At 31.0% G+C, this 300-nt stretch carries 1 pseudogene; it reads left to right on the top strand.

Annotated elements, in window-relative coordinates:
* Positions 1-300: pseudogene (locus EYW44_RS22030) on the top strand (pseudouridine synthase); the annotation flags it as partial.

Raw genomic sequence — 300 nt, 5'->3', positions numbered from 1 at the left:
GATAAAACTGGCGACAAACCTTTAAGTGATGTTGTAAAAGAATATATTAAAGATAAATACGAAAAACCTGGTAATGTTTTTTTAGGAACTCTTCATCGTCTTGACAGACCTACTTCTGGTATTGTTATTTTTGCACGTACTTCTAAAGCTTTAGAGCGTTTAAATAAAATGTTGCGTGACAAAGAAGTTAATAAAACTTATTGGGCTGTTGTAAAAAAAGAACCTTCTCCGAAAAAAAAACACATTGACTCATTGGTTAAAGAAAAATCCAAAAAACAATAAATCGACCGCTCATAAATC

This window comes from Tenacibaculum sp. M341 (assembly GCF_004337695.1).
Classification (GTDB): Bacteria; Bacteroidota; Bacteroidia; order Flavobacteriales; family Flavobacteriaceae; genus Polaribacter.
This window is presented reverse-complemented; position numbering and strand designations above follow the sequence as displayed.